We start from the raw sequence: 14,419 nt of genomic DNA, 5'->3' as shown, positions 1-14,419 counted from the left end.
GCCCGTTCAGCCAGAATTGGGGCCTACGTTTGCCATCGCAAGTTGTACGGACGAACTGGCTCAAGCGTGTGGAACGCTGGCGCCGTACTCGCCCCACATTGAGGACGCGCATCGCCGTCCGCCTCGCCATAGCGCTGCTTCCTCTTTGTCTGGCGGCGGAGATAGCTCAGTACACCATTGCCGTTCATAACCAGTCGCTGCGGGACAAGGCGCTGGTTGCGCGCGGGGAAACCATTCTTGCGAGCCAGGGCGGCGTTCTCCAGGAGATGAATGCCCTTCTCGACACGGTTTCGATACTGCTCGCAAGCTCACCCTCCAGCCCCGCCTCCTGCAACGAGACGTTCCGCCGGATCGTGGCGCAGCACCGGGATATCTCCTCCCTCCGGTTTCTGGCGCCTGACGGAAGCACGATCTGTCGCGGCCCCACTCCTATCCTGGAAGGAACGGAGATAGAGCCCGCGCCCACATGGATAGCAACCGCCCTTGAGGCGCAAAACTTCACAGTTTGGGCCTGGAGCGAGCTGGCCAGCTCTGATGTGCCTGCCGGAGAGATGGCCCTTGTTGCAGCTTTGCCGGTCTATGATGCCGACAAAAGCGCGAAAGGCGTCCTGGCCCTGACCTTTTCTTTCAGGGCGCTGGCCGTCACGACGCAGGTTGTGGAACTGCGGGACGCATCCGCGCTGGCGCTTCTCGATGCGCGGGGAACCGTGCTGACCCAGCGCACCAAAGGCGCACCTGTGGGCTCCTGGTTGCCGCGTTCGCTGGTGGCGGAAACGCGGCCGAGCCTCATGTCGGGGACGTTTGTGCAAAAAGGGCTCGACGACGCTACCCGAACCTATGTCATCAGTTCATTGCCGGGCAATATTTTCGGGCTCTACGCTGAAGAGCCTGATGATCCTTCAATCGCGGCGCGGGCGCTCCTCTATTTTGTCATCGCCTTCCCCCTTCTTGTCTGGATTGCCGCGAGCTTTCTTGCGGGACGCGCCGCGGAGCGCAGCGTCATCGATCCGCTCAATCGCGTGAGAAAGGCCATACGCCGCTATATCGCGGGCGACGAGACGGCGAGGGTGGATGAAGATCCGGATGCACCGGAGGAAGTGCAAGCCGTAGCGAACAAGTTCAACACCATGGTCGAAACGATCCAAGCGCGGGACGATGCCTTGCGGGCAGCGCTGGAACATCAGAAAGCACTGGTGCGCGAGGTCAATCACCGGGTCCGGAACAATCTTCAAGTCATGAACAGCCTTCTCAACCTGCAGAGCCGGCGCGCGAAGACGCCGGAGCAGATGGCGATATTCCTCGACATCCAGCGGCGCCTGAACGCGCTCGGCATCGTCCATGCGGCTCTCTACAAGGGCGACGATTTCCGCGCGGTGGATCTTGGCGTGCTGTTGAAGGATCTTTGTCAGTCGACGGAGCGGCATCTCTCGACGGAATGGGGCCGGCCGGTCCTTACAATGCGTTCGTCGTCGACCATTTTTGCCCTGCCCGACGCCGCCCTGACGCTTGCGTTCCTTGTGACCGAGCTCATTGCCGCCGCAACCGTCGGCCTTTCACCCGAGGGGCACCCCGCAACCCAGATCGATTTCGACCTCAATGAACGTCCTGAAGGGGGTTCGACCCTCGTCATGAAGGTGGATCAGCCGGTTCTCGGAGGGCTGCTGGAAAGCCGGCCGGATGAGGGGCATATCAACCTCTTTCGTGGTCTGATCCGCCAGTTGCGGGCGCATATGGACGTGGATGCCGATCATTGCCTGGTCACCGTTACGATGCCGGTCCTGGTCTGAAGACGCGGTTCCATTTATATGCCGATTTTTCCATTTATTTGCACAGGAGGCGGGAACCACTTTCGAGCATGGCCGTTCTTGAGGGGCAATCATGATGATGGCGTCTCTCAAGACCCGTAATCGTTGCAAGCCCCCGGTCCAGATTTCCCCGCCCCCCAAGCCCCACTGGACCGGGGGTACCCCTTCCCCCTCCACCCCTGTTCATCATGTCCAACCGGCCCGCTTCGTGCGGGCCCTTTCATGGATGCGCTCAAAAAAGGCCCGGCTGCGGAAAGCAGCCGGGCCGTAGCGGTCTGTCGAGGACGTCCGCTTAGAGGTCGCTGGCGGACGCTACATCGTCGGCATCATAGTGAAACACCGGGGCCTGGCGCAGTTCCTCCTCCGTCATCGAAAGAGAGAACGGCTCTTCGGCCGAGGCCGTTGTCAGGCTGTCGATCTCGACGGCGAGCTGGCTGTCGATTTCCAGCAGGCCACCGAACTCGACCACGGCATATTTCGCGGCGCCGCTGTCGTCGAGAATGAGGTCGTGAAGTTCACCGGAGCGATCCTCCGCCGATGCGAGCCTCACTTCTCTGTCGATATAGGCGCTGCCCAGCCTGTCGCCCGCATCCGTGTAGGGCGTCTTGTCGAATTCGGCGACGCCTTCGATCGCCTCGGCGGTCATGCCGATGCGCACTTCGGGATCATCACCCTCGCCGCGCGTGACAGTAGCGCCTTCAAAGTCCACGGCGACTTCCTTGCCACCGAAGCCGAGGATGCCGCCATCGCTGACAACCACCTGCTCGAGTGCATTGTCGTCATCGAAGACGAGATCGCTTACGGAACCAACTTCGTCACCGGTCGGACCGACAACTGTTGCGCCGATCAAATCCCGCGCCGAAATGGCACTATCGCTCATCACGGCAGCATTGCCGTTTATCGAAACCACATCCGAACTGTTGATGGAACCGGTTTCGAGATTGTCATTCGCGTCCATCGCAGCGCCTTCAGTCTGCGCCGGAGGCGCCATTTCGCGCGGTGCATTATCGACGCTGTCGGAAGCCGCCGCTGTTCCGAGGGCCATCGAAGCAACAAGTGCTGTGGTCGTGAAAAGCCGCTTCATAGTGTCTCTCCTTTTGCTTTGGGGCCGCGCTGGTTCGCACCAGGCGCCGCATACGTGTTCAACGGATACAAAAAGGAGCCGTTCCGAATCTTATTTTTGCTTTATTCACATCCCGGTTCGCCTTATGGCGATCACATTTCCGGTTCCGTTTGCCGCTCTGCCGTGGTCGGATGAGGAGGAAAGTTCCCTACGACCCGCAGAAGGCCCATAATCATGGCAATCCGTTCGACCAAGGTGGTTTTCAACGGTGCGCAAGGCGATGAGCTTGCAGCCTTGCTCGACCTTCCGGCGAGTGCGCCGAAGGCCTACGCCGTCTTTGCTCATTGCTTCACCTGTTCGAAAGACATCTTTGCAGCACAGCGCATTGCAGGCGCACTGGCGGAGCGCGGTATCGGCGTATTGCGTTTCGACTTCACCGGCCTCGGCATGAGTGGCGGCGAATTCGCCAACACGAATTTCTCGTCAAACATTGCCGATCTTCTGCAGGCGGTGGATTTTCTGCGGCGGGAATACGAAGCGCCTTCAATTCTTATCGGCCACAGCCTCGGCGGCGCGGCCGTTCTTGCGGCGGCGGGCGAAGTGCCGGAAGCGAAGGCGGTTGCGACGATCGGCGCACCAGCGGATACCGAACATGTCATCCATAATTTCCACGCCGACCTTTCCAGGATCGAGGAAACAGGCGAAGCGGAAGTGACGCTTGCGGGCCGGACTTTCTCTATCCGCAAGCAGTTTCTTGACGATGTGCGCGCACAGAACATCGCCGCCCGCGTCGCGTCGCTCAGAAAGGCGCTGCTGATCTTCCATGCGCCGCTCGACCAGACAGTCGGCATCGAGAATGCCGCACGGATTTTCGATGCGGCCAAGCACCCGAAGAGTTTCGTCTCACTGGATACGGCAAGCCATCTTCTCGCCAAGCGAAGCGATGCCCTTTATGTCGCGGAAGTGCTCGGGGCATGGGCGACACGTTATATCGGCGCAAGCGAGGAGGCGCGCGACGCAGACAGCACCGAGGACGTCACCGTGTCGGAGACCGGCAAAGGCAAGTTCCAGCAGCGTGTTTCGAGCGGGCCTCATCGTCTGATCGCCGACGAGCCCGAAAGCTATGGCGGCATGGGCAGCGGCCCGACCCCCTACGACTTTCTGTCGATCGCGCTTGGGGCCTGCACCTCCATGACGTTGCGCATGTATGCGGACCGCAAGGGTCTCGATCTCGGCCGCATCTCGGTCACGGTCGAGCACGACAAGGTCCATGCAAAGGATTGTAAGGAATGCGCCGAGGGCCGTGACGGCCATGTCGACCGGTTCCAGCGCACTATCCATATCGAAGGCGGAGCCGATCCGGCGCTGAGAGAGAAGATCGTCGAAATTGCCGGCAAGTGTCCCGTCCACCGGACACTCGAAAGAGGGGCCGCAGTGGTCACAAAGCTCGCCTGAGATCGCGCCTCCGCCTGCCCCCGCACACTCAACGGGCTTTTTGGCGGATAGTGTGGCGGGAATGACGCAAGCCTTTGCGCGTCACGCAAGTCATTGTTTCAGCTTCATTTTTTAACAACTGCGAGGGGCTGCCCGCCGGCGGTTGGCCGCGGGCGCGCCACAGAACGCGGCCGTCATTTCACTGTCACAAAAGTGGAAACTAACCGTCACATAGCTCTGTTACGAGCGACGGCATGGGGGGTGTTCGCGGCGTCGTCGCGGCTGCCAATCCTGCAACAGAAGCTCATCCATTGAACACGGAGAACGTCAAATGACGTTGAAAAACATTCTGCTGGCCGGCACCGCGCTGGGCGCCGCCGTCTTCATGACGGCTCCCGCTTTTGCCGCCAGTAACACCCAGGCCGAGCTCGACGCCCTGAAAGCGCAGATCGAAGCGCTTCAGCGGAAGGTCGACGACGTCCAGATCCAGCACGGCAATGCGATCAAGTCGCTCGAGGAACGCAAGAGCGACGTGGAAGTGAGCCTCAAGGATGGCCGCCCGGTCTTCAAATCGGCCGACGGCAACTTCACCTTCGGCATTACCGGCCGCGCCCATCTCGACGTCGGCGGCTACGACATGAGCGACAGCGACGAAGCGAACATGATCGCCGCGACCGGCAACCCGGACGGCCTGAGGGGCAACGCAAACTTCCGCCGCCTCCGTCTCGGCTTCAACGGCACCTTCGCGAAGGACTTCGGATATAACATCGAGTTCAACTTCGGCGACAGCGGCACGGAATCCGATGCGCGCATCTACGAAGCCTTGCTGACCTACAAGGGCATCGAGGGCGTGAACCTCGTTCTCGGCGCGACCAAACCGAAGATGACGCTGGACGATTCCACGTCGTCGAACGACATCACCTTCATCGAACGCGCGACGGCGGTGAACCTCGCCATCACACCGGCGGCAGGCGAAGCGCGCATGACGGCGGGCGGCACCTTCAATACCGACAACTTCTTCGGCGCCACCTACTACACGGCCGGCTCCGCGGCGAGTGGCGGTGGCCTTGACGACTATGACAGCTCGAATGTCGTCGGCCGTCTTGCCTATGCGACATCGCCCAAGGAAGGCCTGAACGTCCATATCGGCGCCTCTGCGTCGCACTCGTTCAACCTGCCGGGTGACAGCGTACGTTTCCGCGACCGTCCAGAACTGCGCGTCGACGCCGATCGCTATATCGACGCGAACTTTGCCGGTGCTGCCGACACGGCGACAGTCTATGGCCCCGAACTCGCGTTCAACTACGGCCCGTTCCGCGCACAGGGCGAGTACTACCGCTATGAAGTCGACGGCATTGCCGGCGGCAGCGCCGACATGGATGCCTGGTATCTGCAGGCGTCGTGGATTCTCACCGGCGAGTCCTACAAGTACGACATCAAGAAGGCGGCTTACTCCGGCGTGAAGCCCGACAATCCGTTCGGCTTCGGTGGCGGCGGTGCGGGTGCGTGGGAAGTGGCGGCGCGTTACAGCCATGCCAATCTCAACGATACCAGCATCGGCCTCAATGGCGGCGAACAGGACATCATCACGGTGGGCCTGAACTGGTACGCCAACAACAACCTCCGCTTCATGCTCAACTATCTTGACGTGGATGTTGAAGATCGCGGCGCCGCACAGCTCGATTTCGGGCATCAGGCACTCGCGCTGCGCACTCAGTTCGCGTTCTGAGAATACGTCCGAACCGGTCCTCGCAGATCGTCAGACGGGATCCCCCGGCGAGCAATCGCCGGGGGATTTTCTTTGGGTTTCAGGCCGACTGTCATCGAACCGTCACCGAACCGTCATCGAGTGCCGGGACGGGGTGACTTGTCCCCGGTGTGGCCGCGCGGCGCGGGCCTGTGCAAATGCGCAACGGCAGCAAAGACACACATCTTCGATGCGGAGAAGTGACAGGGGGGATAAGGGGACGAGGTCAATCGAGTCCGAGTTTCGTCCGTTCCTCGACCGCGAATATCCACGGGAGGGGATAAAAGCCCGCGATGGTCGCGTCGTGCTGGCCTTCGCTCGAAAGAACGTAATCGAAGAAGGCGCGGCCGGCCTCGCTCGCCGGCCCTTCGAGATGGACGAGGCGCGCCAGAGGATAAACCGCCCGCTGCACGCTGGCAATGGAAGGCGCGGCGCAGTCGCCGCCGTCGGAGATTTTCAGTGGACGGACGTTTTCACCTCGATAGCCGGCAGGCGCGTAGCCGATGCCGCCGGGGCGGGACTGAAGCGCGCGGAGGAGCCGCGTTGCGCGCGTCACCGTTTCGGCGTTAGCGGGAAGGGCGGCGCCGCCCAGAACCTTCTCTGCGAAGAAGCCGTTGTCGCTTGATCCCGGCTCGCGGACAAAACGCTCGACCGGCCTCGCCGCCCATTCGCCGGTTGCGCCGGCATCGCCCCAGACCGGGTTCTCGTTTGCATAGACGGCCCTCAGCTTCGAGAGCGGCAGGCAGTCGAGCGGGTTGTCCTTGTGGACGAGAATGGCGAGCGTCTGCATGGCGGCGCGGATTTTCACCTCTCCCCTGCCCGGCTCCGTTTCGACGAGCGATACATCCGGCTGGAGCATGCGGAAACTTTCCGTCCAGAGCAGCATCAGGCTCCGCGGCGCGGGCGCGCCCGCGATTTCCACCCGACCGGAAAGCTCCGTATACGGCTTATAGGAGGGGTATCGCTCGTCCAGCGCATGGGCGGGCGAGAGAAGGGCGGCGGAGAAGAGGACGAACAAGGCGGCGTGCTGTTTCATGCTAATTCCGGCAAAGCCGGTCCCGAGAGGAGGAAGCGTCAAGCCATGACCGGCTTTTGCAACAAGCGCATGACACTCACTCCATCACCAGCACGGCCGCGCCTGTGAGCCGGCCGTCGCGGAGCCGCGCCAGAGCTTCATTCGCTTCGGCCAGCGGGACGGTTTCGACCGTCGTCACAATGGGCACTTTCGGCGCGAGGGACAGAAACGCCTCGCCATCGGCGCGGGTGAGATTGGCGACGGAATGCACCGACCGCTCGCGCCAGAGAATATCGTAGGGAAAGGACGGGATGTCCGACATGTGGATGCCGGCGCAGACGACGCGGCCGCCCGGCGCAACCGTCTTGAGCGCGGCGGGGACGAGAGGCCCCGCAGGCGCATAGATGATGGCGGCGTCGAGAGGTTCCGGCGGCGTCTCATCGGAGCCGCCTGCCCATTCGGCGCCGAGCGAAAGGGCGAATTCCTTTGCCTTCTCGTCACCGGGCTTCACGAAGGCGAAGAGCCGCCAGCCTTCGTGGCGCGCTACCTGCGCCACGATATGCGCGGCAGCGCCGAAGCCGTAGATGCCGAGCAGGCCTGCCTCTCCCGCCATGCGAAGCGAGCGATAGCCGATCAGTCCGGCGCAGAGGAGGGGAGCCGCTTCCGCCGCGCCATAGCTTTCGGCGACGGGAAAGCAGAAGCGCGCATCGGCGAGCGCATATTCGGCATAGCCGCCATCGCGCGTGTAGCCCGTGAAGAGCGCGTTCTCGCAAAGATTTTCCTTGTCCGCGCGGCAATAGCGGCAGGCACCGCAGGTCCAACCGAGCCAGGGAATGCCGACACGCGCACCGGGAGCGAGGGCGGTGACGCCTTCGCCAAGGGCTGCGACGCGGCCGATGATTTCGTGGCCGGGAATGAGGGGGAGTTTCGGTTCCGGCAACTCGCCATCAACGACGTGAAGATCGGTACGGCAGACGCCGCAGGCCTCGACCTTCACCAGCACTTCGCCGGGACCGGGACGCGGCACGGGAAGCGATGCCAGGCGCAGCGGCTTTCCCGGCGCATCGAGCAGCATGGCGCGCATCTTGTCTGGCAGGGAGGCGGACATGACGAGGCTCCTTTGCGGCTCATGTTTTCACAAAGGAGGCCGGCGTTCGAGAGGGGCGGTGTCGCAGAGGGGCGGGATGACGCCGAATGATTGACGAGGGAAGGGTTTCCCCTCCCCGAACGAGCTTCCGCCCGTTCGGGGAGGGGAAAGGACTATCTCAGGCTATGCGCCTTGGCGCGGGCGAGGTCTTCCTTCAGCGTTTTTGCCGCCAGCACGAAATGCACCGCTGCCCAGGGCCAGACCACCATGACGGTGAGGAGCGCGTAGCGGAGCGATTCCGCGCCGTAGAGCGGATTGTAGAGATCGCTGACGATGCCCACGGCCTGCGGCCCGAGGCCCATGCCGATGAGGTTCAGGATCAGGAACAGCACCGCCGAGGCGACGGCCCGCATGCGCAGGGTGACGAGGCCCTGCGTCATGGCGAGGCTCGGCCCGATATAGGCCGCGCCCGCGAAGGCCGGCACAAGGAAGAAGGCCAGTGCCCAGTATTTGTCCATCGACAGATACATGCCGACCGCGAAGGGGAAGCAGACCAGCATGACGATGGCGACCACCCACATGTTCCAGCGCACATCGCCCTTGCCATAACGATCGGCAAGCCAGCTTGTGAGATAGGTGCCCGCACCGCCGACAAAGCCGATGATGAGCGCGAGCCAGGTGCCGATTTCGCCCGGCGACATCTGGAAGGAGCGCATCAGGAAGGCAGGTATCCAGGTGACGCCCGCATAGCCGCCGAAGGCGGCGAGCGCGCAGCCAATGGAAATGTGCCGGAAGGAACGCTGCGACCAGAGCAGCTTCCAGACTTCCATGACCTTGGGCGCGGCGGCCGATGCCTGCGAGGCGATGCCATCCGCATGGCCGCGCTCAGGCTCCTTCAAGGTGAAGCGGACGAGGAGCGCGATGAGGAGGCCCGGCGCGCCGACAATGAAGAAGGCCGCGCGCCAGCCATACCACTGGCTGACCCAGCCGCCGACGAGGAAGCCGATGAGAATGCCGATATTGATGCCGAGCGAATAAATGCCCATGGCGCTTGCGCGCTTTTCCGGCGGGAACATGTCGGAGATCATGGAATGGGAAGGCGGGCTCGACCCGGCCTCGCCGATGCCGACGCCGATACGCGCCAGCGCGAGCTGCGCGAAGTTGGTGACGAAGCCGCAGACCACCGTCATGCTGGAGAAGATGGTGAGCGCGAGCGCCACGATATTGCGCCGGTTCGTGCGGTCCGCCCACATGGCGATCGGAACGCCGAGCGTTGCGTAGAAAATCGCGAAGGTGATGCCGGAGAGGAAACCGAGCTGCGTGTCGTTGAGGCCGAGATCCTGCTTGATCGGCTCCAGCAGGATCGCGAGGATCTGCCTGTCGACGTAATTCGCCGTGTAGGCGACCATCAGTATAAAGAGGGCATAGTTCCGGTAGGCGGGCGTGAAGCCTGCCGACGGCGCAACGCCGGTGGCGGCGCCGCCCGCGGCGTCCACACGGTCTGTCATTATCGTTCCTCCTCGAATTCCCCTTCCGGCCGCGCGCAAGGCTGCCGGATATGTTCCCTGTTATCGTTTTTTCTTTTTCCGTTGCGCGAAAGCCTATCAGCGGCAAAGGGGAACTCAAACCGCGCAATCGGGTAGGGCGGTCATATTCATGTGAGGGGGCGATCGTGACGGCGGCGTCACCAATCGCGCCGGAAAAGCCGGCAAATGGCCATGTCCGATTTTGGCGAGCGGTGCCGGCCGCGACGACCTAGACTGCCTGCCATGAAACACGCAATCGACATGGACCCCGTTCCCTATCCGCTCGACCCGGACGCCTGCTACCGCGCCATCGAGGCGAAGGATGCACGCTTCGACGGGCGCTTTTTCGTCTGCGTCTCGACGACCGGCATCTATTGCCGCCCGGTCTGTCCCGCCCGCGTGCCGAAGCGGCAGCATTGCAGCTTCGTGCCGAGCGCCGCGGCAGCGGAAGCGGCGGGGTTTCGCTCCTGCCTGCGCTGCCGCCCGGAAGCGGCGCCCGGCACGCCCGCCTGGGCCGGGACGGCGGCGACGGTCTCGCGCGCGCTGCGGCTGATCGAGGAAGGGGCGCTGGACGAGGGGCGGCTCGAAGATCTCGCCATGCGTCTCGGCCTTGGCGAGCGGCAGTTGCGCCGGCTCTTCCTCGCGCATGTCGGCGCGGGGCCGCAGGCGGTGGCCGCGAACCGCCGGTTGCTGACCGCGAAGCAGCTCATCAGCGATACGAACATGCCTCTTGCCGAAGTCGCCTTTGCGGCCGGCTACCGGAGCCTTCGCCGCTTCAACGATGCGATCCTCACCGCTTATGGCGTGGCGCCGGGCGAAATCCGCCGCGCCTCGGAGAAGCAGGCGGGGGGCAGCATCCGCATTCGGCTCGGCTATCGCCCGCCTTTCGATTTCGACCGTATTCTCGCCTATCTCTCGTCACGCGCGCTGCCGGGCGTCGAAAGGATTTCGGAGGGCCGCTATGCAAGGAGCTTCCATCTCGGGGGCGTCAAAGGCCTTGTCACCGTTACGCCCGCCGCGACGGGAAGCGCGCTCGATGCGCGCATTGCCGTTCTCGACGCGAAGGGCGGCACGGTGCCTGTGCGCGCGATTGCCGCGCGGCTTCGCCGGTTGTTCGATCTCGATGCGGAGCCCGGCGCCATTGCCGCCGCCTTTGCCGGCGATCCGGCAATCGGCCCCCGCTTCGCGCGCGTGCCGGGCTTGCGCGTGGCCGGCGCCTTTGACGGCTTCGAGCTGGCGGTGCGGGCCGTGCTCGGCCAGCAGATTTCGGTGAAGGGGGCGACCACCATTGCAGGCCGCATCGTGGCGCGGCTTGGCGAGGAGGTGACGACGGAGGAGCCCGGCATCACGCATTTCTTTCCCGCGCCGCGCGCGCTTGCCCGCGCCGATCTATCCGGCCTCGGCCTGACGGGCGGACGCATCGCGACACTGACATCGCTCGCACAGGCGGTTGCCTCCGGCGCGCTCGACTTCACGCCGCGCGAAAGCCTTGACGCGAAGCTCGCCGAGCTGACGGCCTTGCCCGGCATCGGCGAGTGGACAGCGCATTACGTGGCGCTGCGGGCGCTGGGCGAACCCGATGCCTTTCCGGCCTCCGACCTCGGTCTGCGCAAGGCAGTGGGCAAGGGCGAGCCGGTTTCGACAAAGGAGCTGGAGCGGATGGCCGAAAGCTGGCGCCCCTGGCGCGGCTATGCGGCGCTGGCGCTCTGGACGATTGATGGAGAGTGAGATGAAGCTGCCCGACGACACATCCCTTGCAACAGACATTCTCGACACGCCGATCGGAAGGTTGCGCCTCGCCGCCACCGAGGCGGGGCTCGCCATGGTGGTCTTTCCGAACCAGAAGGATATCGGCTTCCCGAAAAGGGACGGAAGCGCGACCGCGCGCAAACATCTCGCGGCGGGCCTCAAGGCGCTCGACCGCTATTTCGAAGGCAAGCAGAAGAGCTTCAGCGAAATCGTGCTGGCGCCTTCCGGCACGGCATTCCAGATGAGCGTGTGGCAGGCGCTGGCGCGCATTCCCTTCGGCGAGACGCGCAGCTATGCGGATATCGCGAGGGAGATCGGCAATCCGAAGGGCATGCGCGCTGTCGGGCTTGCCAATGGGCGCAATCCCATTCCCGTCATCGTGCCCTGCCACCGGGTGATCGGCGCGAATGGCGCGCTTACCGGCTTCGGCGGCGGCTTGCCGACCAAGAAATGGCTGCTCGATTTCGAGGGGATCGGAACGGCGCGGCTTATCTGAGCGTTATTCCGGAACCGGCCGCGCAAAATTTTACCTGTGGCGGCAAATCACGCTACGCTCCGGCGGGGGCTTGCTTCACGTGGAGAGAATGAATGTTCGGCAATGGCTATGGCGGCATACTCGGCATACTGATCCTGATCGCGGATATCTATGCGATTGTCCGGATCGTGCAAAGCGGCGCTGAGCCGCTGTGGAAGGCGATCTGGGTCGTGATCGTCATCCTGTTGCCGGTGCTCGGCCTCATCCTCTGGTTCTTTTTCGGGCCCAAATAGCTCACACGAGCCGGTTGTGTTCATCCGTCCCCTGCATAAAGTGGGGGACGGGCGCACCCCTATGAGAGGACATCATGCGGTTTCAGGATTTTCTGACGTTCGACAAGCTGATAGCAGGCAGCATCGTCAAGTTTCTCTACTGGCTCGGGGTCGTCATCATTCTGCTGTTCGGCTTCGGCACCATCGCCGGCTCGATCAACACGATGGGCTATAATGCCGGGCTCGGATTGCTGCAACTTGTCGTGGGGCTGGTCGGTGTCGCCTTCGGCATTCTGCTGTGGCGCGTGGTCTGCGAGATCTATCTGATTTTCGTCGCCATGAACGACAAGCTCGGACAGATCAGGGACAAGCTGCCGGGCGCCTGAGCTAGAGCAGGGCAGCGAGCGGCACGGCGCCACCGCGCGGCAAGGCACGCACGGGAACGCCGCCCGCGAAGCGCGCGATCGTCTCCGCCGTTTCCTCGACCGGCACGGGGCCGGGCTCCCTCTCACTCACCACGATGACGCGCGGCAGGAGATTTTCCGCGCGCATGACGGCAAGCGTCGTCAGCGTGTGACTTATCGTGCCGAGATAGGCGCCGACGACGAGGACGGGGGCGAGGCCGGTTTTCGCATCGAGCGCCTTCATCCAGTCGAGCACCATGTGCGTGGCATCGAGCGGCACCATCAATCCGCCGACGCCCTCTATGAGGAGGGGGCCGGGCATGGCAGCGGCGGCGAGACATTCTTCCAGCAGCTCATCGAAATTTATCTCGCGGCCCTCGCGCCTTGCCGCCATGTCGGGCGAGAGCGGCTCGCGAAAGCGCCAGCGCGAGACGAGGCCGGCGTTCTCGTAAGTCACCTTCTCGCCCATGGCCGCGAGCAATTGCGCGGGATCGCTTTCCGCGAATGTCGCCTCGTCAAGGCCGCTTACCAGCGGCTTCAGGGCGCGGGCCTTCAGCTCGCGCGTCAGCATGGCGGAGACATAGGTCTTGCCGATTTCCGTGCCGGAGGAGGTGACGAAGACAGGGCGCATCTATTCGGCGGCCCGGCGCTGGATGATCCGTTCACGGACGAGGGTGGCGAGGCGGGCGATGTCGGCGTCGTCATGTTCGGCCGTGAAGGTGAAGCGGAGGCGGGCGGTGCCTTCCGGCACGGTGGGCGGGCGGATGCCGGTGACGAGATAGCCTTCGGCTTCCAGCAAGGCGGAGGCGGCGAGCGTGACTTCCGCGTCGCCGAGGATCAAGGGCACGATGGGGCTGACGGGATCGGCGAGGCCGAGAGCGCGGGTGAAGCTCCGCGCCTTCTCGACCGGACGCTTGCAGTAATCCGGGTTGCCACGAATGAAATCCAGCGCGGCGATGGAGGCGGCGACGGCGGCGGGCGGCAGGCCGGTCGAATAGATGAGCGTGCGGGCGCGGGTGCGGATGAGATCGACGACCGGCGCGCTCGCGCAGAGATAGCCGCCATAGCCGCCGACGGCTTTCGACAGCGTGCCCATCTGCAGCGGCACGGCGGCCTTGCGCTCGCCCATGAAGCTCGAGCCGCGGCCTTCATGGCCGACGACGCCGATGCCATGCGCATCGTCGGTCATCAGCCAGGCATCGTGTTGCGCGGCGAGGGCGGCGAGGGCTTCGACCGGCGCGGCGTCGCCATCCATGCTGAAAATGCCGTCGGTGAGGATGAGGCAATGTTTCGCGCCGCCGCGATGGGCGCCGAGGAGCTCTTCCAGATGCGCGATGTCGTTGTGACGGAAGATCGCGACGCGGGCGCCGGAGAGTTTCGAGCCGGAGAGCAGGCAGGCATGGGAGAGTTCGTCGGCGATGATGAGATCGCCTTCGCGCACAAGCGAGGGAATGATGCCCATATTCGCCATGTAGCCGGAGCCGAAGACGACGCAATCCTCCGTCTGCTTCCAATCCGCGAGGCGGCGCTCAAGCTCGCCGAAAAGGGGGTGATTGCCGCTGACGAGGCGCGACGCGCCGGAGCCGGTGCCGTATTTTCCGGTCGCCTCCACGGCGGCGCGCTTCACATCCGGGTGCTGCGAGAGATTGAGATAATCATTGCAGCAGAAGGAGACCAGGCGGCGGCCTTCGCGGAAGGCGATGGCGCCCTCGCGCCGGTCCGTCTCGACCAGGCGGCGGCGCAGCGCCTGCGCCTCCAGCGCATCGAGTTTCTCGCGCGCGAAACCGTCGAGTGTTTCCATCGGCGTTGCTGAAGCCATTGCCTCACTCCTCGTTACGGGAG

The 14,419-nt window shown here is 63.8% G+C and carries 13 protein-coding genes; 7 read left to right on the top strand and 6 right to left on the bottom strand.

Annotated elements, in window-relative coordinates:
- Positions 1-29 precede the first annotated feature (29 nt).
- Positions 30-1,787: a sensor histidine kinase gene (locus PLAV_RS00265; protein ID WP_011994965.1), complete on the top strand. Its 1,758-nt coding sequence runs from the start codon at positions 30-32 to the stop codon at positions 1,785-1,787.
- Positions 1,788-2,097: 310 nt separating this feature from the next.
- Here PLAV_RS00265 and PLAV_RS00260 read toward each other — a convergent pair whose 3' ends face one another.
- On the bottom strand, positions 2,098-2,889 hold the full coding sequence (locus PLAV_RS00260) for a PRC-barrel domain-containing protein (RefSeq protein ID WP_011994964.1): 792 nt from the start codon (positions 2,887-2,889) through the stop codon (positions 2,098-2,100).
- A gap of 213 nt (positions 2,890-3,102) precedes the next feature.
- On the opposite strand from PLAV_RS00260, the gene PLAV_RS00255 reads away from it, so the two are divergent.
- Both PLAV_RS00255 and PLAV_RS00250 read left to right on the top strand, forming a co-directional pair.
- A complete protein-coding gene (locus PLAV_RS00255; RefSeq protein ID WP_011994963.1) occupies positions 3,103-4,323 on the top strand; it encodes a bifunctional alpha/beta hydrolase/OsmC family protein in 1,221 nt (406 codons plus the stop codon).
- A gap of 310 nt (positions 4,324-4,633) precedes the next feature.
- Positions 4,634-6,031 (top strand): porin, encoded by a 1,398-nt coding sequence (locus tag PLAV_RS00250; RefSeq protein WP_011994962.1) that lies wholly within the window; start codon positions 4,634-4,636, stop codon positions 6,029-6,031.
- Positions 6,032-6,275: 244 nt separating this feature from the next.
- Here PLAV_RS00250 and PLAV_RS00245 read toward each other — a convergent pair whose 3' ends face one another.
- The 3 genes from PLAV_RS00245 to PLAV_RS00235 form a co-directional block, all read right to left on the bottom strand.
- Entirely contained in the window at positions 6,276-7,085 is an 810-nt protein-coding gene (locus PLAV_RS00245; RefSeq protein WP_011994961.1) for a PstS family phosphate ABC transporter substrate-binding protein, read from the bottom strand.
- 76 nt (positions 7,086-7,161) lie between these two features.
- A complete protein-coding gene (locus tag PLAV_RS00240) occupies positions 7,162-8,148 on the bottom strand; it encodes a zinc-dependent alcohol dehydrogenase family protein (protein WP_041536117.1) in 987 nt (328 codons plus the stop codon).
- 176 nt (positions 8,149-8,324) lie between these two features.
- A complete protein-coding gene (locus tag PLAV_RS00235) occupies positions 8,325-9,659 on the bottom strand; it encodes a spinster family MFS transporter (RefSeq protein WP_011994959.1) in 1,335 nt (444 codons plus the stop codon).
- Between the two features lie 261 nt (positions 9,660-9,920).
- On the opposite strand from PLAV_RS00235, the gene PLAV_RS19995 reads away from it, so the two are divergent.
- From PLAV_RS19995 to PLAV_RS00215, 4 genes are all read left to right on the top strand, one after another.
- A complete protein-coding gene (locus PLAV_RS19995; RefSeq protein WP_342612908.1) occupies positions 9,921-11,405 on the top strand; it encodes an AlkA N-terminal domain-containing protein in 1,485 nt (494 codons plus the stop codon).
- Position 11,406: 1 nt separating this feature from the next.
- Entirely contained in the window at positions 11,407-11,922 is a 516-nt protein-coding gene (locus PLAV_RS00225) for a methylated-DNA--[protein]-cysteine S-methyltransferase (RefSeq protein WP_011994957.1), read from the top strand.
- A 92-nt stretch (positions 11,923-12,014) separates the two neighbouring features.
- Positions 12,015-12,194, top strand: a complete 180-nt coding sequence (locus PLAV_RS00220) for a PLD nuclease N-terminal domain-containing protein (protein ID WP_011994956.1) — start codon at positions 12,015-12,017, stop codon at positions 12,192-12,194.
- Positions 12,195-12,268: 74 nt separating this feature from the next.
- Positions 12,269-12,559 (top strand): DUF4282 domain-containing protein, encoded by a 291-nt coding sequence (locus PLAV_RS00215; protein WP_011994955.1) that lies wholly within the window; start codon positions 12,269-12,271, stop codon positions 12,557-12,559.
- A gap of 1 nt (position 12,560) precedes the next feature.
- On the opposite strand, the gene bioD is transcribed toward PLAV_RS00215, so the two are convergent.
- Positions 12,561-13,208, bottom strand: a complete 648-nt coding sequence (gene bioD, locus PLAV_RS00210) for a dethiobiotin synthase (RefSeq protein WP_011994954.1) — start codon at positions 13,206-13,208, stop codon at positions 12,561-12,563.
- Positions 13,209-14,396: an 8-amino-7-oxononanoate synthase gene (bioF, locus tag PLAV_RS00205; protein WP_011994953.1), complete on the bottom strand. Its 1,188-nt coding sequence runs from the start codon at positions 14,394-14,396 to the stop codon at positions 13,209-13,211.
- Between the last annotated feature and the right edge of the window lie 23 nt (positions 14,397-14,419).

This window comes from Parvibaculum lavamentivorans DS-1, assembly GCF_000017565.1.
GTDB classification, from domain to species: domain Bacteria; phylum Pseudomonadota; class Alphaproteobacteria; order Parvibaculales; family Parvibaculaceae; genus Parvibaculum; species Parvibaculum lavamentivorans.
This window is presented reverse-complemented; position numbering and strand designations above follow the sequence as displayed.